Source organism: Citrobacter sp. Cpo045 (assembly GCF_030332875.1).
GTDB classification, from domain to species: Bacteria; Pseudomonadota; Gammaproteobacteria; order Enterobacterales; family Enterobacteriaceae; genus Citrobacter; species Citrobacter portucalensis.
The window spans coordinates 269,642-291,501 of the sequence record NZ_JAOWGZ010000096.1; the positions used below are offsets into that span (position 1 = coordinate 269,642).

A 21,860-nucleotide genomic window follows, 5' to 3' on the forward strand; every position below is an offset into this window, starting at 1 on the left:
TGGTTGAAGCGAAATAATGTTGAATTAGGATGCGCGGCTTACAAATTTCTTAAAGAGCTTAATTCCCACCGTAGCACCAACAACAAGAACAACAAGCGCCCATGCGTACCCGGACATTTCGGTTGCCTGAGCGGTTAAAGAATCAAAAGCAGCTTTAGCCTGACTGGTTGCATCATCTGCTGCAAAGGCAGATGAACCAATAACCAGAGTTGAGCCAGCAATGATTTTTGCAACGACTGATTTTTTCATGTTGAAACCTCAGATAGTTTTTTAAACACCAGAATAGAATGGGATATAACCCATCCAATACAATAAGCAGCAAAGAAGTAAGATAGTGCACTCATCTTTGACCACCACTAATAACGCCAAGGCCAAAACAAATAACAAGCCCGGCATTAAATATTAATTGATACAGAGAATCGAAGTCTGTTGCAGACATGTTTATTCCAGAAGTTCAAGAAGCATGTCTACGTTAAAACCACGGGATTGCTCACCTGTTTGTTTATCTGTATATGGAAAGCTACGTTCATAACCTGTAATTCGGCAGTGAATATCTGCTATCTCATCCCCCACACGGCCAAGTGATTTCTTGGACTTAATGCGTATAACTGGAGGGAAACTATATGCGTCAGCGGCAGGAGAAACCACTGTAGTGTAATAATAGCCGCCGCCGTTATTAAATCGTTTGATTTTTCCGGTAACAGTGGTTTCCAGATTTCCTAACTCACTCATATAAACACCTTTTATTAATCAACTATGCAACGCGTAAATGTGACGGACGTACATACCATGATGGTGCAACGCACTCCTGCACCTTAATTTCCCGTGTTTGTTTCACAATCACAGGAGAGAATTTAGAAACATTGCATTTCTGCGCAATGTCGATACCAATTTTTCGTAACCGCGCCCGATGTGTCTGAACCTGTTTTTTGTTGAAGTCAAATACATGACCGTGAAACCACTGTATTGCATACATTGCGGTAGTATTTGCTGCACGGGTGGTTTCAACAACCCCACTACTTACAAGATGATCACTGATAGTTTCAAAGTCCATAGCATTCACCGATAACTTTTTATCAAGTTCAAGAAAATCAGAATGTAACTTATTTAAAATGGAATAATCAGAAAGCCCCCAGTAATTGAGCGCATTCTTTTGCAAAAATCTGGATTTCAGCTTTTGCTCAAACCTTACGACCCCATTCTCTTTGCAGAAAGATATAATATCGAGTAGGTAATTGTATTCCCGAGATTGTTCGGAAAAACGATTCTTTATCTTTGTCAAAGAATGGAGTTCCATTTCATGAGCTTTATTGTAAACCGTTGGATATATGAGGTTTACATTGCCTTTTTTGGACAGCCAGTCAACGGATTTTCCATTGGAGTGTAGCCGTGGAACGCTGTTCCTGTAGGGTTGCGTAGATAAACCTGAAATATAGTCATCTTCATTCCCCTTACCTGCCGCCCTGTTCGAGGTGATATGTACTTCTTTAATAATTGCACCGTCAGCAACAAGAGGTGCTTTCTCATTCTCTTTTGCCTGGCCGGGCATAAGCCTCTTACATTTCGTAAACTGAGGTAAACCTATTTCAGCAAGGATCGTATTGAAAACCGATACACAGGAATCCAAAGTTGGAAGGCCAAATAAATTATCAAGACGCCCCCACCGGGAAGGATTTCCAGAGACTTTCAGCAATGAGCCTCGGATAGAGATCGAAACAACATCACAAAAAGATCCTTTGTGCTGAAAAGTTGGCTGACTCAGAGCTGACGCTTCCCCGCTTTCGAGGTGGATGCGCTGATAGGCAACATCACTCAAAATCGGTAGCTGAAAGCCAAAATCCTGTTCAATAGTCAGCCAGTCAAAAAACATTGAACACTCACCCTATACATGTATGCAGTTACGCAATGACAAAAATCTATCACGCATTACGCATGTATACAAGCATAATGATATGAGCGCATAAGTGTTTAACTATAATGACGGCAGAATACGACTGGAGAGCATAAGTGTTTAGCTTTATGCCAGCAGAAAACTACTGAGGTGTGGAATGGCAACTCCAAAACGAACAACTATGGCTATCGTGGCTGAACGAAAGCTAAAACTCGAACGGCTGGCGATCGATGCCAGTCATACCGCTGGACGTGCGATCACTTGGACTGATATCGTTAATCATCTGATTGATAATTATGCAAAAGATGCAGCAAAGGATCTGATTCACACAACCAAGTCCAGCGAGTAAGATTAGAAAAATACCGTGGGAAACCACGGTAAAGTTCGGGTGTCACAGAACCCCGAACCGCTTCGCGGCAAAAAACTGCAACACTGGACTCGTTTCGAGGTGTGTTCTTAAGGACGAAAAATGAAAAAACACAAACTGAGAAAACAACTTAAAAAAATTGAACAAGAGCTTGGTCTTATTGAAACAGATCCCAGCGTTGTAGGGTATGCGCTATATCACACTGAAAAGAAAGCATTTGTTGAACTCCTACATTCTGAAATGGGGCTAACAGATGCTTATACTGGAGATCTAGAGGCAGCATATATTGCAGATAGCCAGTTAGAAGCACTCAATACATACAGTAAACTTGAAGATGGTTGGTATATAAAAATCGTACCGTTAATACAAAATGATCTTTTTGGCCTGACACCTAAACCAGACTATTTAAAGGACTAATATGGCAGTCAATATGAAATTAAAACCTAAAACACCAAAAAAAGTAAATGCAGCAATTAAAAAAATCTTAAATGAATTAGGTGTTAAGGAATCCCCTGTCTATCTGCCACTTACATTATCGGAAAACTCACGAGCAGGATATTGCTTCAATAATTGTGAGGATTACGTTAAGTCAAAAAATGCTGACGTTATTTATGGATGGATGTTCTGGGAAGATAGAAAAAATTCATTCACAGAAGCTGAATTTCATGCTGTTATCAAAGAGGATGGTAAATTAAAGGATATAACACCAAGAGTGAATAATGAGTCTGAAATACTTTTTGTTCCAGATATGGAACGTAATCATGGTAGAAAAAATGATGACTCATGGTACTCATGGGCGAATGTAAAAATGTTTGATGATGTCATTGCAGAAAGAACACATCCATTAGAAATCAAAGAGTTAGATGATGATTATAGTGAAATAATTCGTTTGTAATCATATGGTTATAACATACAACAAAGGACTTGCTAATGAAAAGCACAAAGACTCTCGAAATCACGACAAATAAAATCTTCGCAATCATTAAAAACTTTTATAGCAAAAACTTCCCGTATCCTACTAAATTCAATGCAATTGATGCAATTAACCTTTCATTTTCCGACGGCACATATGATCGATGTGTAAAAGGTCGATTGGAAATAAAAGAGAACAATATCCCTGTATATGTCGGCATGCACAACGAATACACCCCAGTATTTAAAAATGAAAATTTATGCCTCAATTTTGTTCAGGATGTAGACGCATTACATTCTTGGTTAGTAAAATATGAGTTTATTGTCGATGATGTGGCAACAGAAAAATTCACACAAACTAAAGACCTTCATTTCTAAGTAAAATAGACAAAAGAGAAAGGAAATAAAAATGTCATTTAAATTTACTGTTCACAGTAATCGATGGAATCATACAGACACCTACACCATGGAAAAAACAGCGACAGGTTGGCATATCTCTCATATAGCAATAAATGGTGATAGCAAGCCGAATGGGGAGCCAATCCTATATGCAAACTTCGATCAAGACTATATTGCATATCCAAGCAAAACTGGAGATTTTTTAGAATGGATTTGGCAAGAGCTGGATAATAATAATATGAATGATCAAGAGGCCCAAACAAAGATAGACGAGCTGGCTGATTGGGTTAGCGTAACAGAGAAAAACACTCCAATGTGGCAAGGCTGGAACTGCTAATACGGTTCGCACAATGACGTTATGCTAAAGAGGCCGCTGCGGGAGGGATTTTCGCAGCGGCCTTTTCAACATAACGTGTCGTACATTATGCGCACCAACGTAGATAGAGGCTGAATCTGATGTTTTATAGTCATCCTTGTGCTGCTCAATAATGACGCCTCAAAACCCTTTCAAGCGCAGTTGCCTCAACAGCGCTAACAGTTCTGGATGATGGCTCTCGACTACAGCTGGTTCTGCAAATAGCTGTTTTATGTCTTCTACAATTCCACCGCGACTCTCACTTCACTGAACATTAGAACTGATAACTGTAGTTCACACTGGCAAACCACAGATACGGATTATCGTAACTCCCCTGATAAATTGATGGTGACTGTACGTGGGACGACTGCATATGCAGATACGACACAGCAGCACCGATATTGCTTTGTGGTGTAATTTGATATTGCGCTCCGGTAGCAAATCGCCATTCATCACCGGTCGGCAACGTCAGCGCCACATCGCTTTGCGAATTATAGACTGTACTATCAAAAGCTACGCCCGCATTCAAACGCCATTGTTCCGTAGGTCGAAATTGCACACCTAAAGCTGTATGCCACGAATCCTTAAGACGACTGGACTTATCAACTTCTTGCCCGACCACCGTTATTTGCGGCGCGCCGAACTGACTCCAGTCCTGCCAGCCAAGATCGCCCATCACTGACCACTGTTTATTAATGTCATGAACCAGACTTAACATAATCTGCTGTGGAGCACGTACCTGCGCAGAAATAGGCAAATCGTATTCCACGTTCGGTAAGTTCGGGAAACGCGCTTTGCCGTCAATATCAAAATCGTACTCAGTTTTGCTGGTCCAGGCGATACCGGCCCGGGTTTGATCGGTCAGTTCCATTAATAATCCCAGACGATAGCTCATCGCCCAGTCATGATCCTTTTCTTTTTCATCGTTGCCATCAACATTTCGAGTGAGTGACAGAAAACCGTAATTGACGTTTACAGAGCCCCCAACGGAAACCCTGTCACTAAGCTTATAAGCCAGCGATGGACTGAGCGTCATCGCAACCATGGTGCTTTTCTTAATCAGCCGGTCGCCGGACCAATTGCCAAAATCGATCCCCAGACCGTAATTCCCGTATAGCCCAATACCAGCATAAAGATCGTCATTCACCTTCTGGGCATAGAATGCGCTGGCATTTGGAAAGAAGCGCATGATGTCACCGGGGCTTTTACGCCCCGTCTCGTCTTCAAGGGTGTAGGACACATCACCATCCATTGCCTGTAATCCACCGGTGAACATATGATCCGGAAGTCGCGTCATTCCTGCGGGGTTAGTCACGATGGTGGAGGCATCCTGTGCACGCGCTGCCTGCCCCGCCCCTGCCAAAGCCGTATCTTCGGTGCCTATTTCATAAAAATAGAGTGCGCTAGCTTGTGCTAACGGCGAGCAAAAAAGACTAAGATAAATCAAGGTCAATTTTTTCATAGGCCACCTGCAGAATTTCTTCATTATTGAAGTAGTTAGCGTCTGTAAAAGCGTAGCTCGCAGCATTTAAATTGTCAGGCAAAAGCACCGGATTAAAAGCGCGACTTGTGCATACGTTCGAGCTGGATTTTGTCTGCTTCACTCGCTGTGTCAGCCAGGGACTGAAAACTATCTGGTGCGTAATAAGTTTTCGGTCGCGGAAGCGATTGCATGGAAGTGCCCGGGTAAATTTGTAACTCGCCCAGGCGCGCAAGCCGATATCCTTCGATCACGGCGGGAAAAGTCAGTTGCAGTGGCGTGGCGTTCTCGTACGAAACTGGGGTTGGTAACCGGTTATGCTCAAGATTATAGTTACGCTTTAACACCAGAAATTTATCTGGAACCCTACGTTTACTGTTCCACCAGTCACCGTCCAATTCGCGAAACTTACGCTCAGTTTCAGTCCGGGTTGCGACGCCAAGTTGCAGTAAAACCCGCTGCAGTTCGCGATCCACCGCCGCGTTGTAGGCCGCAATGGATTCCACCCTGCCCTGTAAAATCACGTTGATGGCGATACGCGCACCCAGTAGATTTGAATAGAGATCTTCCGGGGAAAATGCAGAAATCTGCTCAGAAAAACCGGGAACAGACTCGAATCCATACCACTGTGCAATTTCGTGCCATTGAGCCAGTTCAAAGGCCAGATTCCCCGCCAACCAGGCGGCCAATGTGTAACGCTGCGCCATTGCTGCAGGAGGTGTGAAACCGTGTAGCTGTATCCGTCTGACGCCCAATTCTTCACTGTAAAAAAAACGCCACTGTTGACCAAGTTTTGGATAAATACGAGAAAAGAGGTAAAAGGTGTTATCCGCCGTATCGCGAACGTGCGCTATGTCGATAAAACCCCCACGGTGGGTATAAAGCAGTCCGTTTTTTTCCTCACTCAGTCCAACGATATTTTTCACGGCCCCCAACGCACTATCGTTATAGTGATGACGCCCCAGTGAATCTAACGTTAATACATTGCCAATCTGGTAGACAGGGATCGGCACACCTATCGCCCTGACATGAAGATCATAGCCAAACGCGCAGCATGGGCGTAGTGACTCCGGCGGTGCTAAATGGCCGACAACGGGATATGCCTTATGCGCTTGTTTAAGAGTGAGGCCAGGAACTTCCGCGCAGGCGAATCCGGCTACCAGCAGTAAAAACAGAAATCCTTTAGCCATTCAGAATGCCTCCGCAATTTGAAAATAGAATCCTGCACTCTCTCTCCCAAAACCTAAATCCAGGCGGATATTCATGGCGGGCTTCACTTCAAAGCGATAACCGACACCCGCATTAGGTAAGATCGGATGATGTCCCATATCGTCAATGTTTCTGCCTAAAGCTCCTGCGCCCAACCACAACACGTAACCATGTCGCCAGTTGAGTTTTTTTCGATACTCCACCTGCCCACTTACCACATCCTTATCCCGATAACGCCCCTGGTAATACCCCCGCAGACGGCGGTCGTCTCCGGCCATTGATAAACGATCCCACGGCACGTCTCCACGAGTGAAACGTCCCCATAAATCGAACGCCAGCACAGTCCTGTCATCAAGTAAAAGGTAACGATCGTATTGAACCTGTGCTGCCGTAAAATGAGTATCTGAACCAAAAGACGGATCAAACCAGGTGTACTCCAGCTTAAAATAGTGTCCATGCTGCGGGCGCGTGACAACGTCACGTGTGTCGTAACTCATACTTACACTGGGTCCAGACGATAACGGCGATGTCTGCGCATTATTTAGGCTGAACACGTCCCCCTGATGCGGATCGTCAACGTCCGCCTGCATAGAAGAAAAATCCCAACCCGCGCCGAGATAAACGCGTTCAGCGATTTCTCGCATCAATACAGGATGCAAACTCACGGAGTTGTTGGTGTAATCCTGTTCATTACCCTGGGCTGCGTCGTAGCCAATGCCCCAAAAACCCGTTGGCACTTTGTTCACTGAGCCGTCCACAAACAATCGCCAACGGTCGTCGGTAAAAAAGGTGTAACTGCTGATCCCCATTCCCAACGCCCCGCTGGCACTGACATAACCCGTCAAGGAAACAGAAGAGTTCTGAGTTGTTTTATCTGCCGCATCCACCCGGTAGATCCCCGCCACCGCCATGCCAAGACCCAGCTTCAGCTCTGGAGTGTAAAATGGCCCCGGCAACACGCTCCAGTTCACCCCTTTTGCCGGATCGTACTGGTTATCCGCACCCAGCTTCCCGAGGAAAGCGTCAATTGAGGGTTGATCCAATGTTAACGCCTCCGCAGACCAGGTCGTCAGAGCCAATAGCGATGTCAACATGACGCGAAAACCGTTCATCAGAAGCGATATTCACCGGCAATAAAGAAGCTATTGCGTTCGTTAAATCCAAACTCCGTCAGGACGTTAAATTGTGGCGTCATTTCAAACTGAGTCCCCAGCAGCATGTTCCACGGAGAGGTCAGATTCTGTTTAACATCAAATCGCCCGTTGCCATCCTGGTTTACGGCCTGGATCAGTGGCTGAAGCTCAGCGGGCATATGCAGATCGGAGAGGCTACCCCTGAACTCCTGCTGCACGTTCTGGTACATACTCCCCACCCAGACGCTCAGATGCGATTCGCCCACCGGCCCCTGAAATTTAAAGCGATATCCAACACGGGGAGACACGGTAAGGGCTGAAATTTTGCCATCCAGAATGTCAAAATCAGTACGGGTATAGTTGGTATCCACCAGGGCAAACCAGTTTTCGTATCCTCCTGCCAAAGTAATACCGGTTCCCCAGGTTGTGCCTTTAAAATCGAGAACAAAATCAATATCCTGTAGCTCACCGCTCTGATAAAGCTGATGCACAGATGATGCGATAATGCGGTCAACACCGGTGTAGCGCGAAGGGTCTGCATCTACTGAAACATTCGAGACCGACGATCCGCGTGTGTGCCCTACCAGCCCGTAAATGTTCAAAAACGGGAAGACCCACATGTCCAGACGTAGGTTTTCAGTTTTGCTCTGTTCACGCGTATGGCCGGCATCAATATTGAACATATCGACAGGAATCGGGTGATTGCCAAGCGCCAGTCCGGAAAAACTGATGCTATCGACATCAATATTTTGCCGCATGTTCATATAGCTCAGGTTGATGCCAAACGGTAGCGGAATGGCATATCCCCGCGCCCTGGCCTCCTCGCCCCAAATCGGAAACGTGCTGGCATCAGTTTCAGCTGCGCTGGCCACGCCGGAAACCCACAGCAACGGAACAACCGCGTGGAACCATTTCATTATTTGTCCTCATTCATTCCGCTCATCCCTACAGGCCAGAGCCAACATTAAAATAAACTGCTTGTTCGTTATCGCTAAAAGCGACATCTACACCGGTACGCAGTCCGTATTCGCGCGCAATCAAATATCGAATACCGCTGCCCCAGGCCACTTCTGCGCTACGGTAAAGCTCTGATGTACTGTCTGCCGCACTTCCAGCACCGACAAAACCCAAAACAATCCAACGCGACGACATTTGCCAGGCTAACTGCGTCTGAACGGTACTCACGTCATCCCCCTGGTAGCGATAGCGAGAGATACCACGAAGTTCGATATAAGGGCGCGCCATTGGTGGCAGATGTTTATCCTGCTGCGACAGCGTTTGATAGTCCCCTGCAAGTGAAAGCGTCCAGTCGGCGTTCAGTGGCAGGAAAAACTTGCCTTCGAGCGTCAGCAGGTCGTAGCGATAGTCGCCCCCAAGATAGTGGCCGTAGAATTGATACTCGCCGCTAAGAGAAAGCCCGCGTCCGGGCCAAAAGAAGTTATCAGTTGTGTCGTATTCCGCTACCAGTCCCAATGCAGAGGTGATGCTGCTTTCACCCAATAGCTGCCGCCATACCTGGTTGACGAGCGGATTATTGCGGGCAGAGATATCCATCTTTGCCCAGAACTGTGATGCTCCCAGAAAAACGGGAGAATCCCCTGCGCGAAAGAGAAGCTTTTGCATACCGCCATAACCGCGAGTTTCGGTTTCCACGGCCCGGTTATTGCCAAAGCCAAATACGTCACCGGAATATATATCCAGATTGACATCGGCATAGCCTCCTGCAACCAGATAGCGAATGTGGTCATCCTGCCAGGTGTGGCGATGCCCCCCACCTACAAACCAGGTACCGTTTTGCGTTCCGCCACCGCCAAACGCGCTCATGGCCGGAGGAATAAACTGCCCATCAACCTGTCGTCCCTTGCCATGCAGAAACAGACCGAACAGGCCGCCGCCATAACCAACGGCCGGTTCGGTAATAACCAGCGGAATCGGTAGAAAACCGTACGGGTTTTCTTGTAAATAACGGCTCATGTCCACCATGCCGTCTTCAGGATCAATAAGCCCTGTCGCCATAGCGCGCCAGCACAGCAGAGGAATTAGCAGAAAAAGCCAACGCATTATTTCCCGCCTTCTGGCGGTGTTGCGGGTGCGGTATACCAATTCTCTTTGGCCACCATCACGCTGTTTTCTGGCTGTAGCACAAAATTCGGAGACATAATCTGCACGTTAAATTCGTTGAAGACGTCCTGAATATTGCTGTGCAGTTCATTACGGGCATCTGCCAGAGATACATCCGGCAGCAGGCGCACCTGCAATTCATAGGAAATATACCAGTCCATCAGACTCAGCTGACGCACCAACGGCGGCTGTGAAAGATCGATTCCTTTGGCACGCTTGGCTGCCAACTCCAGCATTGCGTGGACCTGGCGCCAGGGCGTGTCGTAGCCAATGGTAACGCCGACCGTCAGGTTGACGCCGCCGTTGGTGCTTTGCGCGCTAAGGTTAGTAATTTTTCCACTAACCACTACCGCATTTGGCACTGTGACCACGTAATTTTCACGAGTGATAATTTTGGTCGCGAGCATACCAATTTCGCTTACCAATCCCTCGTTGTCCGCTACCCGAATCATGTCGCCTTTGCGCAGCGCGCGCGAATAGATCAAAACCAGTCCGCTCATTGCATGGTTCATCACCCCGGCCGACCCCAGCGTGAGCATCAGGCCAAAGAAAACGCTGATACCTTTAAACGCCAGTGAATTGGCTCCGGGCAAAAAGGGATAGGCTGCAGATAGCGCAAAGAGCCACACCACCACAGAGATCAACTTCCGGGTTGCGCCCACGGTTTCAGGGTGAATTCCAGGCAACTGCAAACGCCCTGCCTCCACCTGGTTGAGAACCACTTTAAGCAACTTCAGGATGAAGGCCGTGATGAGAAAAATGATCAGGACGATCATCAAGCCAGGTAACGCTGAGACAATCGACAATGCAATATCACGCACTACGCGTACAGACCAGTCACCAAGGGACTCTCCCCAGATGCGCGTCCAGGGAAACAGGCTAAAGACCCAACTCAGCCAAACGTAAAGTGCAACGATACCCAGCAGGATCATCAACAGTGCGTACAGGCGTGTCTCGATAGCGCCGATAAAACGCCGCCAACTCTGGGGGATCCAGCTTTTGTTCTCAAAAATGCGACGACGATAAACGCGTCTGACCCAACGCCAGGAACGGTATGCACCGAACCAAAACAGTACCAGTCCCACCAGACCAGCCACCGTTTTCACCGCCGACAGCGCCAACCAGCCGCTGTTATACTGATCGCTCAATGCAGACCGCTGCGCCTCCATGCGCGCCAGTACGCGCTGAGCCGCCTGGTCGAGCGTAAGATCGTCTCCTTCGTCGAGATCGCCTTGTGTCAGCAACATCACCGGTTTACCGTTCATCACGATAAGCCTTCCCGGCTGGTTATAACGCGTGACCGACACAACTTGTAGCGGTTCACGAACATCGGCTTCAGTGAAATTTCGTAGCGTATTGCGGATGCGCAGCACCCGCTCCTCTGGCGTGGTAAGGCCGAATTTCGCCTGGAGCATGACAATCGGTTGATGAAAAATATAAACCGTTCGCGCGCGTTCCTTTTCGGTGGGCTCCTGACGAGGTTCCGCCGCATATGTGTTAACAACCAAAGAGGAAAGAAAGCACATTAAAAAAGCGATCACAATCCTGTTCATATTCGCCACCGAAAACGCGAGAATTATCGTTATTATTCAAAAAGCCAACGCAAATTTGATTGCTTTTTTTAGCATAGACCAGCCTTTCACTTACGCAATGTTAGTGATAAAGAGATCTTCATTTCATGTGAAAGATGACATTGTCTTTCAAAGGTTCTTTTCCTCATCACTAAATATAAGCGTTTGATTATCCCGTCTGATAAAAAGGTAAATAACGCTTCCCTACGGGGTCAGTCAGCGTATCCATTCGTAAAGAAATAGCACCTCTTTGACCTGAATAGAGCATTTGGCAGCTATGTATCCGCGAGGCTTGCATAGCGTCCTGGTGCATAAAATTAACTGTCAGTGTGTGTTGCATCGATTCAGCATTATGTTGAAATCCAATAATGATAACTTCTTCCATAATTTATTATTAAATAACTTCCAGATGGAATAACCCCTCCGCCTTAATTAAGCTGCATTAAATTAATCACGATGCGAAAGATATGCCCTGCATTATTCATATTTTTGCAGGAATTCTCGAATAGTTATCTTGTGAAAGTAATTAACCTCCATTAGAAAAAATTTGGAGGATTTTTTTCGTGTCTATACTCAAAAGGCTTTCCTAATGAACGGAGTTCCCCACCATGCATAAAAGTGTCCCTTTTAGAAGGACGATGATTGCCAGTGTGCTAACGTTAGCAGCTGGCGCTGTGTCCACTGTTCATGCTGCACCGGCGACATCTACCGCACCGGAAAATGCGCCAAAGCAAGACTCATCTAAACCAAATATTGTCGTTATATTTGGTGATGACATCGGCTACTGGAACCTGAGTACCTACAATCAGGGCACCATGGGATATAAAACCCCAAATATCGACAGCATCGCTGCCGAAGGTGCCAAGTTCACCTCCTACTACGCTGAGCAAAGCTCGACCGCTGGCCGTTCTTCATTCATTACCGGACAAATGCCGTTCCGTACCGGGATGAGTAAGGTGGGGATGCCGGGTGCGCCACAGGGTCTGCAAAAAGAAGATCCGACCATTGCGAACATCCTGAAGCAACTGGGCTACGCTACTGGCCAGTTTGGTAAAAACCACCTCGGTGATCGCGATGAATTCCTGCCAACCGCGCACGGATTCGATGAGTTCATGGGTAACCTTTACCACCTGAACGCCGAAGAAGAACCGGAGAACCCGGACTACCCGAAAGATCCGGCCTTCCGCAAAGAGTTTGGCCCACGTGGCGTCATTAAGAGCACCGCCGATGGCAAGATTGAAGATACCGGTCCGCTTACCGTCCAGCGTATGAAAACCGTGGACGAAGAAACGCTCGCGGCCAACAACGACTTCATGGAACGTCAGGTTAAAGCCGGTAAGCCATTCTTCACCTGGTTCAATACCACCCGTATGCATAACAAAACGCACCTGAAAGACGGGAGCATTGGTGCTACGGGCCTTGGAACCTACGCCGACGGCATGGTGGAACATGACAAGATGATTGGTGAAGTGCTGCAGAAGATTAAAGATCTCGGCATCGAAGACAATACGATCCTCGTCTATACCACCGATAACGGCCCGATGACAGCAACCTGGCCGGATGCAGGCGAAACGCCTTTCCGCGGCGAGAAGAACACCGGTTGGGAAGGTGGTTTCCGCGTACCTGCGATGATTCGTTGGCCGGGCCACGTTAAGCCTGGCACCATCGTTGACGGCATTTTCGGCAGTAACGACTGGTTCCCTACCCTGGTTGCGGCTGCAGGCGATCCGAACATTAAAAACGAGCTGTTAAAAGGCTACAAAACGCCGTCCATTACCTACAAGGTGCACCTGGATGGCTACAACCAGCTCGACTACCTTCAGGGCAAGGGCCCGAATCAACGTAAAGAGTTCTTCTACTGGAGCGATGACGGCGATCTGCTGGCTATGCGCTACGAGCGTTGGAAAGTTCACTTTATGATTCAGGAGCATACCGGTCTTGATCTATGGAAATACCCGTTCACCAAGCTGCGTACGCCACTGATCTTTGACCTTGAAGTCGATCCGCTGGAGAAAGGCAGCGACGGTATGGGCTACAACTCCTGGTTCTACGACCGTCTGTTCCTTATGGGCGGCGCGCAGAAATACGCGAAAGAGATGCTGGAAACCTTCAAAGAGTTCCCACCGCGTCAGAAACCGGGTTCGTTCACCATTTCCGACGCTTCGGCGATGCTGGAACAAGGCTCTAATATCAATAAATAACCTAAGCCTCCGGGCAGGCTGTTCAGACAGCCTGCCCGTTTTTTGAAGAGTAGTGACGTTTTCTTGTTAGGGGTCTGCTATATGAAGTACAGCACCACACTACCGGTTAAAGCGCTTCCGTCGGCGGAAAAATATGACGGCAAAGGGCCAGAATACAAGCGCCGCTTTCATGTGATGGCCAAGCCCACCGGCTCGACCTGTAACCTTGACTGTTCCTACTGTTTTTACCTGCACAAAGAAGAGCTGCTGCATCAGGACAGACATACTGGCATGAGCGATGAGGTGCTAGAGAATTTCATTCGCCAGTACATTGATGGCCAGGACGGCGACCAGGTGGTCTTTTCCTGGCAAGGTGGCGAACCCACATTGATGGGGTTGGAATTCTTCCAGAAAGTAGTCAAATTTCAGAAGCAGTACCAGAAGCCCGGCCAGCGCGTCGAGAACGATTTACAAACTAATGGCGTGTTGTTGAACGACAAATGGGCTGAATTTCTTAAAGAACATCAATTTCTGGTGGGGCTGTCAATTGATGGCCCACGAGAACTGCATGACCGCTACCGTGTCACCCGTAGCGGCAAACCGACATTCGACAAAGTGATGGCGGGCGTTGAGGCCCTCAAGCGTCACGGCGTCCCATTTAACGCCCTGGTCACGGTAAACCGCACCAATTCCCGCTTTCCGTTGGAAGTATACCGCTTCGTCACCCGTGAACTGGGCGCAACCTACGTACAGTTTAACCCGTGCGTCGAACCGGTCGATTTCAAGCAAACCGCACCACAGTTCTGGCAGGACGAAAGCATCCCGTTGACCGGTAGCCGCCGCGCGCGCCCTGGCGATCTTGATTCGATCGTCACCGACTGGTCAGTTGACCCGGAGGACTGGGGCACATTTCTGATCGCCGTGTTTGAAGAGTGGGTTAATAACGATCTGGGCCGCGTACAGGTCAATCTGTTCGAAACGGCGGTCGCGCAGACTATGGGAATGCCTGCTCAAATCTGTACCCATTCAGAGTTCTGCGGTAAAGGGCTGGCGATCGAGAAAAACGGCGATATTTTTTCCTGCGATCACTACGTCTATCCCGAGTACCAGATCGGCAATATTGAACATGCCCAACTTTCACACCTGGCTTTTTCCGAACGGCAAAAAGCCTTCGGCATGGGCAAGCGCGACACGCTACCCAACTACTGCAAAACCTGCCCTTATCTGAAGCTGTGCTGGGGCGAATGCCCGAAAAACCGCATTGTACGCGCACCGGACGGCGAGCTGGGGTTGAACTACCTTTGCCCGGGCATTAAAGCCTTTTTTAACTATGCCGAGCCGATTCTGGTGGGCATCACAACCTTACTTAAACGTGATTTTGCAGGGCTACGCCGATGATAAATCGAGAAAAATTATTACAACTTGAACAACGCATGAATGAGCAGGTTCTCGGTCAGGAAGAGCTGGTGCGCATGCTGATCATCGCCCTGCTTTGTGATGGACACGTTCTGCTGGAAGGCCTACCGGGTCTGGCGAAAACTCGCGCTGTGCGTGAGCTTGCGCGCCACGTTGAGGGGGATTACCGCCGTATTCAGTTCACGCCGGATCTTCTGCCTTCAGACATCACCGGCAGCGAAATCTATCAGCAAAACGCTTCCCGCGAAGAGGATCAGTTCCGCTTCCGCCCTGGCCCGGTGTTCGGCAATATCATTCTCGCCGATGAAATTAACCGCGCCTCGGCGCGCGTGCAGTCCGCTCTGCTGGAAGCCATGGAAGAACGTCACGTAACGGTGGCGGGCAACAGTTGGCCTCTGCCCGGTGTTTTTATGGTCCTTGCCACGCAAAACCCGGTGGATCAGGAAGGAACCTGGCCGCTGCCGGAAGCCCAACTGGACCGTTTTTTGATGAAGGTGCTGGTGCATTACCCGTCTAAAGAAAACGAACAGAAAGTGATGCAACTGGTGCGCAGAGAACAGCAGAAAAAGTACCAACAATTGACGAACGTCACACCGGCCGCACCTGACCAACCCGATGCGCTGATGCTTAGCCAACAAGATATTGCCGAATGTTGGCAGGCTATTTCCGCCGTTCATGTTTCCTCTACTGTCGAAAACTATATCGTCAATCTGGTGGACTTAAGCCGCCATCCGCAGTCAGTGAGCGATACGCTGGCCGGGTACCTGACCTTTGGCATTAGTCCCCGTGGCACCCTGGCCCTTGAGAGTTGCGGTCGCGCGCAGGCCTGGCTGGAAGGTCGGGATGCGGTGCTGCCAGAAGACATTAAAAAGATAGCCCCGGCCGTGTTGCGCCACCGCCTGATGCTCAGCTACCAGGCCAGCGCCGACAACTGCACGCCGGATGATGCCGTACGGATGCTCCTTGATGCCGTGGTAGCGTGATGAACAGTGCCGTTCGCGTTGACCGCGATACGCTGCTGAAGCTCGCTGGCGATGCGCGAGCCATTGCCAATCCGCCAGGGCAGATCCCACCAGGCGCACTTGGCGGAGAGCGCACATCACGACAGCAAGGTCGCGGGCTGAACTTTGACAGCCTGCGTCGCTATCAGCCCGGCGACGACGTCCGGCTGATTGACTGGCAGGCCACCGCGCGCATGCGTACGCCGTGGATTCGCCTGTATAACGAAGAGAAAGAACGTCCCGTGTTCTTGTTGGTCGACCAGCGGCGGGATATGTTTTTTTCGACGCGCGTGCAGACAAAATCCGTCGCTGCGGCTAAAACCGCCGGGCTGCTGGCCTGGCGCAGCTGGCACGACGGCGATCGTTTAGGCGGTATCGTCTTTGGTGACCAGGACTTTTCCCTGCGCAAATGCCGTGCGCCAAACGCTTCACTCCCTGCATTTCTCGACGATTTAGTGCAGTACAACCACGCCGTGGCGGACAACTATCCGCATGAAGCCCCCCATCCGCTCACGCTGGCAGCCATCCTGCGCCACAGCCTGCCGTTGATTCCAACCGGCTGCTGGGTCGCGTTAATCAGCGACTTTCACGATATGGATAGTGAATGCGATGCACTGCTGGCGGCCCTGCGCCGTCGGGGAGAAGTGAGCGCGTTCGTGATGCTCGACGATCTGCATTTGCGCCTGCCTGCTCACGGGCGACTGGCGGCCCGTTATGAAGGGCAAGAGGCGGCATTTTCACTCTCGCCTGAACTACAGGACGGCATCAAACAGAGTATTACAGCGCGGCTTTCGGCACAGGCGTCGCGCCTCACGCGGCTTGGCGTCCAGGTGAAGCAGATTGTTGTCGCCGGGGATCTGCTCAGACAGCTACAAAAAGGGGTTTAGATGCTGGAGAAAGGAATTACGGTACCCGAACTGGCGGAACCGGTTCTCCCCGATTCACCGTCATGGTTTCCCCTGCCGCCGGGATGGTTCGCTCTGGGCGGCGTCGTGCTTCTCGTGATACTGGTTTTTCTCATCTTTCGCGTCGCCAGATGGCGCCGTAATCTGTGGCGTCGTCAGGCCCTGACGGCCCTCACTCAACCACAAACGGTGGACAGCTGGCTGCTGCTGATCAAACGTATTTTGCTGGTGCATCAGCCGCGTGAACAGGTTAGCGGTGCGCTGGACCCTGCCCAATGGCTCCCGTCCGTCCCACTGGATAATGCGCTGCGCCAACGTCTTTGCGAACGATACTGTCAGCCAGACAACCAGTTGAGTGATGCCGATACCGCGCGGCTGCGTGTGCAGCTTCGCACCTGGCTTGAAGGACTACCCCATGTCTGAATACTTCTCACGCCTGGCGTTCGCCTGGCCATGGGCCTGGCTGCTACTTATCCTACCGTTGGTAGGCCGCTTTGTGATGGCCAAAGAGCGCTCTCTTAAAGAGTATGTTCGGGTCCCTTTTTTGCCCGGGCTGATCAATGAACTCCAGCTCAATAGCCAGCCTGCCCACAGCGGAAAGTTATCGACCGGGCTGTTCTGGCTGGTCTGGGCGCTGCTGGTCTGCGCGCTTGCCCGCCCGGAATTACTGACTCCGCCACAGCATATTGAAAAACCAATGCGCAACATCATGCTGATTCTGGATGTTTCCGGCTCCATGGAGAAAAACGATGTTGCAGGAGGCATCACGCGCCTACAGGCGGTGCAGGAATCGGTTAAAAAATTCGTGGCCGCCCGCAAATCAGATCGTATCGGTCTGGTGATCTTTGCTAACAGCGCCTGGCCATTTGCGCCCGTCAGTGAGGATAAACAGGCGCTGGAAACCCGTATCAATCAGCTTGCGCCAGGCATGGCGGGGCAACAGACGGCGATTGGCGACGCGTTGGGCGTGACGGTGAAACTGTTAGATTCCAGCGGTGATAATGAAGCCAGCAAATTGGCCATTCTTCTGACCGACGGTAACGACACAGCTTCGCAGTTGACACCTCGCCTTGCCGCACAGCTGGCGGCCAGCCATCACGTACAGGTCCACACCATCGCTTTTGGCGACGTCAACAGCAGCGGCGATGACAAGGTGGATTTAGGTCTTTTGCAGGATATCGCCCATACCACCGGCGGGCGCGCATGGACGGCGCAGAACAGCGGTGCGTCGCTGGATGCGGTCTGGCAAGAAATTGACGCCATCACGCCGGTGCAGGTGAAGAGTATTGGCTGGTCATGGCGAATACCGTTGTTTGCCTGGCCTCTCGCTGCCGCACTGGTTTTATTGCTGGCTTTTAATATTTATCGCGCGCTCAGGGAGAGAATGGCATGAGTGATTTTCACTTTTTATACCCCTGGCGTTTGCTGCTGTTGATTCCTGCCATCGCGCTGTGGTGGTTACCCTCTGCCGGGCGTAGCGCCTGGTCACGCATTATGGATAAGCCGCTAGCAAACGCGCTGATCGTCGGGCGACAACGTAAACTCAGTCGGGCGCTGCCGTGGCTGGTGATGCTTGGTGTTATCGCGCTCGCAGGCCCAAGCTGGCAGCGTCAGCTTCCCGCCGCCCTGACGCCAGAAAGCAACGTGATGGTGATTTTGCAGCAGGATACCGCGATGCTTGCCAGCGACCTGCCTCCCAGCCGACATCAGCGGATGCAGACCAAAATCATGTCGCTGATGGAACGCATGCCGGGAACACGCTTTGGCCTGGTGGTCTATAACGCCGGGGCCTGGCTTACCACTCCACTTACCGTCGATACGGCCTTTTACTCGCTGTTCCTGCATGCGCAAACGCCTGCACTATTACCCTCTGGCGAAGGTTCTGGATTACAACATGCGGTCTCGCTGGCAATGCACAATATGCCCGCCGCGCCGCGCAGCATTATCCTCGTGACCGATACCTTAAGCGCGGAAGACGCCAGATGGCTTGGTGAACAAAATACGCCGCTACAAATCTGGGTGCCCGGAACCGCGCAAGGGGGCGCGCTGCCCGAGAAATATGCCGCCAGCGGTACGGATACACGGTTGAACGTTTCGCGCTTCGAGCAGATGCGTGACGACGGAATTCCGGTCACGCTGGTAACCACCGATGATGAAGACCTGCCCGTGGTACAGAGCCACATCCAGCAAAGTGTCACCGCGCAAAACAATGCCCGCAGCGATTTACACTGGCGGAACGATGGCTGGATGCTAACGATCCCAATACTTGCCCTGCTGTTAATCTGGCGACGCCAGCTCTTTTGCTGGGTGTTGGTCGCGCCGCTGCTGCTCTGGCAGCCTTCCGGCCACGCCGCCTGGCTGGATGCCTGGATAAGCCCCGATGTGCAGGGGCAGCGTGCGTTCTCCAAAGGGGATTACGCCCGCGCGGCCCAGCATTTTAACGATCCACTCCGGCAAGGTATCGCATGGTATCGGGCGGGAAATTATCCCGCCGCTACCGCCGCGTTCCGACAAGCGGAACAAACCCCGGAAGCACTGCTCTGGACAGGCAATAGCTACGCCCAGCAAAAGCAGTGGCAACAGGCGTTGAACAGCTACGATCGGGCGTTAAGCCTGCGCCCGGACTGGAAGCTGGCGCAGGGTAACCGCGCAAAAATCGCCGCAATCATCATGCAACTGCGACAAAAGGAGCGCGAAAATAAATCGGCTCAGGAAGAAGAAGAAGATTATAAACCCGATGAAATTAAGCACGACCTGAAGCCCCACCAGGGGGCAGAACAAAAGGATATTCAGCCCATTGCCGGAGGGAATCCACAGGTGAATCAGTGGTATGAAAATCTGGCGGTTTCACCTTCTGGGCTGTTAGAAAGCCTCTACCGAACCCAGCCAGGAGAAGACCAATGAAGCTTATCTGGTTATTACTGCTGGCGGTACTTCCCTGCCAGGCGGCAATGACGGTCTCCCGCGAATTGATCGCCCCCGAACACGTTGTCCCTGGCCAGCCGGTGCGGGTAGCGGTAACGTTCTGGACAGATTCCTGGTTTAACCCGCCGCCGCAGTGGCCCGATTTCCCAGTAGAAAATGGCGATATTCTAACCAGCACGTCACCGAATCAATTGCTGACCCGTCACGATGGCGGTACAAGCTGGAGCGGCGTGCGCATGGAACGCCAAATCACTGCATGGGATCAGGGTAAGCTGGATTTACCGGCTTTCGAAATGACATTAACCGCATCCGGGCAAGCACCCGTTACGGTCAAACTGCCTGCACTGGAAACGGCGGTTAGCTGGCCGACAGGAGTCCAACAACCGGACCGTTTTCTGCCCGCTTCCAGCTTTTCGCTCAGCCAGAAGGTCAATATTTACCGCAGTGGTGAAGATAAAACGCTGCGCGCCGGTGACGTAATCGAACGCGTCGTCACAGCCAACGCTACCGATGTGATGCCCGCTCAGATCCCACAGCTGCTGTATGCTATAAACGGCACGCACACCCAACGGTTGACACCAGAAAACCGTATGCTGACGTCGGGGCGCGGTGACATTACAGGCGCTGAACGCGTGGAAACACTCCGCTATTTACCGGTTGTTGCAGGAGAAATCACACTACCGCCGATTAAATTACGTTGGTGGGATACAACCCATCAGCAATGGCAAATCGCTGAACTGCCCGGCAGTAAATATACCGTTGCCGCTTCACGCACCGCTGGGGCAGAATCTGTGTTAAAAGGCAGCCGCGACACCTTCACATGGTCGACCGTGCTGCTGCTGACGGGCAGCCTCGCTTTACTCGTTCTTATGTTTATTTTCCGCCGCACATTGCTGCGTAGCGCGCGTTATTTATCTCACCGCTGGTGCCGATTCTGGCAGCCGATTTCGTTACCGGGACAAACCCCAGATAACAGGAACTCACAATGAAGCGTACGTTAATTACACTGGCTTTATGCGGCCTTTGCAGCACCGCCGCGGCTGAGCCCCTCTCCGCATGGAATGACACGGCAGCCAAACACGCTATTGAAGAATGGGTACAAAATGCCACCAACCCCGATCGTCCAACGTTTATTCCCACTGATAAACGCTACGTCGTATTTGATAATGACGGGACACTGTGGCCGGAAGCGCCGATGACGTTTCAGATCCAGTTCGCGCTGGACGAGATTAAACGTCTTGCCCCAGAAAATCCCAATTGGTCGAACGATCCGCTGGTGCAGGCCGTATTGAAAGACGACCTCAAAAGCGTCGTCGGTTCAGGAGAAAAAGGGCTTATGCACCTGCTATCGCTCACGCACAGTGGCATGACAACGGAGGACTTTACTCAGCGGGTTGCCAACTGGGTTTCAACGCATAAAGACCCACGTTTTGGCTGCCAGTATGACCAGATGGGATATCAACCTATGCGTCAGTTGCTGGATTATCTACGAGAGAATGGCTTTAAAACCTGGATTGTTTCCGGCGGCGGGATAGATTTCATGCGCGTGCTCTCGCAAAAAATGTATGGTATTCCGCCAGAACAGGTGATCGGATCGTTCGCGCTCGGCGAGTTCGCGTTATCCGGAGATGGGACAACAATCACCAAGACGATATCGGGAGCCTTCAATGATGACGCGGCGAACAAGCCCGTGGCGATCCACCTGTTTATGGGGCAGCGCCCCGTGGGCGCATTTGGCAATAGCGATGGCGATCTCGCCATGCTGCAGTACACGGCCGCCAATCCGGACGCGAAAACCTTCGGACTGCTGGTCCATCATACCGATGCCGCACGTGAATACGCCTATGATAGTCACCCACCCGCAAGCGGAAAACTTGTTGATGGATTAACGCAGGCGAAATCGCATGGCTGGACCGTGGTTGATATGAAACAGGACTGGAAGACCGTATTTGACCCGGCGCAGTGCGTCGTGAAATCATCACCATAACGATCTGT

General features: G+C 50.6%; 24 protein-coding genes. 14 read left to right on the forward strand and 10 right to left on the reverse strand.

Features of this window, described 5'->3' with window-relative positions:
• Positions 1-24: 24 nt before the first annotated feature.
• The 4 genes from OGY13_RS12865 to OGY13_RS12880 all read right to left on the reverse strand — a co-directional run bounded on the left by OGY13_RS12865 (position 25) and on the right by OGY13_RS12880 (position 1,870).
• Complete coding sequence (locus OGY13_RS12865) at positions 25-249, reverse strand: major coat protein (RefSeq protein WP_015979773.1); 225 nt, start codon at positions 247-249, stop codon at positions 25-27.
• Positions 250-340: 91 nt separating this feature from the next.
• Entirely contained in the window at positions 341-439 is a 99-nt protein-coding gene (locus OGY13_RS12870) for a tail virion protein G7P-2 (RefSeq protein ID WP_015979771.1), read from the reverse strand.
• A 2-nt stretch (positions 440-441) separates the two neighbouring features.
• Positions 442-732, reverse strand: a complete 291-nt coding sequence (locus tag OGY13_RS12875) for a hypothetical protein (protein ID WP_015979770.1) — start codon at positions 730-732, stop codon at positions 442-444.
• Between the two features lie 22 nt (positions 733-754).
• Positions 755-1,870, reverse strand: a complete 1,116-nt coding sequence (locus OGY13_RS12880) for a phage/plasmid replication domain-containing protein (RefSeq protein WP_016157960.1) — start codon at positions 1,868-1,870, stop codon at positions 755-757.
• A gap of 178 nt (positions 1,871-2,048) precedes the next feature.
• Here OGY13_RS12880 and OGY13_RS12885 point away from each other — a divergent pair, with 178 nt between their 5' ends.
• From OGY13_RS12885 to OGY13_RS12905, 5 genes are all read left to right on the forward strand, one after another.
• On the forward strand, positions 2,049-2,240 hold the full coding sequence (locus OGY13_RS12885) for a hypothetical protein (protein ID WP_016157959.1): 192 nt from the start codon (positions 2,049-2,051) through the stop codon (positions 2,238-2,240).
• Positions 2,241-2,360: 120 nt separating this feature from the next.
• On the forward strand, positions 2,361-2,675 hold the full coding sequence (locus tag OGY13_RS12890; protein ID WP_114049861.1) for a hypothetical protein: 315 nt from the start codon (positions 2,361-2,363) through the stop codon (positions 2,673-2,675).
• Between the two features lies 1 nt (position 2,676).
• Positions 2,677-3,153 carry a hypothetical protein gene (locus OGY13_RS12895; RefSeq protein WP_286637665.1) on the forward strand — a complete coding sequence of 159 codons (477 nt, stop codon included), beginning with the start codon at positions 2,677-2,679 and terminating at the stop codon, positions 3,151-3,153.
• A gap of 35 nt (positions 3,154-3,188) precedes the next feature.
• Entirely contained in the window at positions 3,189-3,548 is a 360-nt protein-coding gene (locus tag OGY13_RS12900) for a hypothetical protein (RefSeq protein ID WP_085353958.1), read from the forward strand.
• A 31-nt stretch (positions 3,549-3,579) separates the two neighbouring features.
• On the forward strand, positions 3,580-3,906 hold the full coding sequence (locus OGY13_RS12905; RefSeq protein WP_286637669.1) for a hypothetical protein: 327 nt from the start codon (positions 3,580-3,582) through the stop codon (positions 3,904-3,906).
• Between the two features lie 292 nt (positions 3,907-4,198).
• On the opposite strand, the gene OGY13_RS12910 is transcribed toward OGY13_RS12905, so the two are convergent.
• The 6 genes from OGY13_RS12910 to OGY13_RS12935 form a co-directional block, all read right to left on the reverse strand.
• A complete protein-coding gene (locus OGY13_RS12910; protein ID WP_060682211.1) occupies positions 4,199-5,386 on the reverse strand; it encodes an OmpP1/FadL family transporter in 1,188 nt (395 codons plus the stop codon).
• A 92-nt stretch (positions 5,387-5,478) separates the two neighbouring features.
• Entirely contained in the window at positions 5,479-6,594 is a 1,116-nt protein-coding gene (locus tag OGY13_RS12915) for a DUF4056 domain-containing protein (protein ID WP_079934033.1), read from the reverse strand.
• A complete protein-coding gene (locus tag OGY13_RS12920; RefSeq protein ID WP_250153083.1) occupies positions 6,595-7,707 on the reverse strand; it encodes a BamA/TamA family outer membrane protein in 1,113 nt (370 codons plus the stop codon).
• Between the two features lie 17 nt (positions 7,708-7,724).
• Positions 7,725-8,663, reverse strand: a complete 939-nt coding sequence (locus OGY13_RS12925; protein ID WP_008784763.1) for a hypothetical protein — start codon at positions 8,661-8,663, stop codon at positions 7,725-7,727.
• A 28-nt stretch (positions 8,664-8,691) separates the two neighbouring features.
• The gene (locus OGY13_RS12930) at positions 8,692-9,807 is read right to left on the reverse strand and encodes a BamA/TamA family outer membrane protein (RefSeq protein ID WP_375714245.1); all 1,116 of its coding nucleotides are present in this window, start codon (positions 9,805-9,807) and stop codon (positions 8,692-8,694) included.
• Positions 9,807-11,420 carry a mechanosensitive ion channel family protein gene (locus OGY13_RS12935; RefSeq protein ID WP_213752217.1) on the reverse strand — a complete coding sequence of 538 codons (1,614 nt, stop codon included), beginning with the start codon at positions 11,418-11,420 and terminating at the stop codon, positions 9,807-9,809. The genes OGY13_RS12930 and OGY13_RS12935 overlap by 1 nt, the downstream gene beginning before the upstream one ends.
• Before the next feature lie 626 nt (positions 11,421-12,046).
• Here OGY13_RS12935 and OGY13_RS12940 point away from each other — a divergent pair.
• From OGY13_RS12940 to OGY13_RS12980, 9 genes are all read left to right on the forward strand, one after another.
• A complete protein-coding gene (locus tag OGY13_RS12940; protein ID WP_079934031.1) occupies positions 12,047-13,639 on the forward strand; it encodes an arylsulfatase in 1,593 nt (530 codons plus the stop codon).
• 81 nt (positions 13,640-13,720) lie between these two features.
• Entirely contained in the window at positions 13,721-15,016 is a 1,296-nt protein-coding gene (locus OGY13_RS12945; RefSeq protein WP_213752216.1) for an anaerobic sulfatase maturase, read from the forward strand.
• Entirely contained in the window at positions 15,013-16,017 is a 1,005-nt protein-coding gene (locus OGY13_RS12950; protein WP_213752215.1) for an AAA family ATPase, read from the forward strand. The genes OGY13_RS12945 and OGY13_RS12950 overlap by 4 nt, the downstream gene beginning before the upstream one ends.
• Complete coding sequence (locus tag OGY13_RS12955; protein WP_153753081.1) at positions 16,017-16,922, forward strand: DUF58 domain-containing protein; 906 nt, start codon at positions 16,017-16,019, stop codon at positions 16,920-16,922. The genes OGY13_RS12950 and OGY13_RS12955 overlap by 1 nt, the downstream gene beginning before the upstream one ends.
• The gene (locus OGY13_RS12960; RefSeq protein ID WP_213752214.1) at positions 16,923-17,363 is read left to right on the forward strand and encodes a DUF4381 domain-containing protein; all 441 of its coding nucleotides are present in this window, start codon (positions 16,923-16,925) and stop codon (positions 17,361-17,363) included.
• Positions 17,356-18,333, forward strand: a complete 978-nt coding sequence (locus tag OGY13_RS12965; RefSeq protein WP_071446458.1) for a VWA domain-containing protein — start codon at positions 17,356-17,358, stop codon at positions 18,331-18,333. The genes OGY13_RS12960 and OGY13_RS12965 overlap by 8 nt, the downstream gene beginning before the upstream one ends.
• Complete coding sequence (locus OGY13_RS12970) at positions 18,330-19,844, forward strand: tetratricopeptide repeat protein (protein WP_213752213.1); 1,515 nt, start codon at positions 18,330-18,332, stop codon at positions 19,842-19,844. The genes OGY13_RS12965 and OGY13_RS12970 overlap by 4 nt, the downstream gene beginning before the upstream one ends.
• Positions 19,841-20,854, forward strand: coding sequence for a BatD family protein (locus OGY13_RS12975; RefSeq protein ID WP_213752212.1), 1,014 nt, complete (start codon positions 19,841-19,843; stop codon positions 20,852-20,854). The genes OGY13_RS12970 and OGY13_RS12975 overlap by 4 nt, the downstream gene beginning before the upstream one ends.
• Positions 20,851-21,852: an HAD family hydrolase gene (locus tag OGY13_RS12980; protein WP_213752211.1), complete on the forward strand. Its 1,002-nt coding sequence runs from the start codon at positions 20,851-20,853 to the stop codon at positions 21,850-21,852. Before OGY13_RS12975 ends, OGY13_RS12980 begins: the two co-directional genes overlap by 4 nt.
• Positions 21,853-21,860: the final 8 nt, after the last annotated feature.